Source organism: Clostridium sp. SGI.024 (genome assembly GCF_050315195.1).
In the GTDB taxonomy this organism is placed as follows: Bacteria; Bacillota; Clostridia; order Clostridiales; family Clostridiaceae; genus Clostridium.
Genome location: NZ_JBNPON010000198.1, coordinates 1 through 219 on the forward strand (window position 1 = coordinate 1; position 219 = coordinate 219).

Annotated in this window: 1 protein-coding gene; it reads right to left on the reverse strand. The window is 31.5% G+C overall.

What is annotated here, in order from left to right:
- A partial coding sequence (locus ACQRD5_RS17395; protein WP_427747140.1) for a hypothetical protein occupies positions 1-219 on the reverse strand: 219 nt, incomplete at both ends.

Consider the following 219-nt stretch of genomic DNA (forward strand, 5'->3'; position numbering starts at 1 on the left):
GTTATAAGCATTTATCTTATCTTCAGGATTGCTATATGAATTTGCTTGTAAATTATAGTAATATGACTTTTCATAATTAGCATTGTCTAAAGCTGATTGTGCTAATAACATATAAGCACCATTATAAGCACTATCAGACGCCTTATCTGAGAAGTATTTATTACCCCAGTCTAATAATGTTCTATATGGCTTATTAGCTCCCCATACTGTACGAGCTTT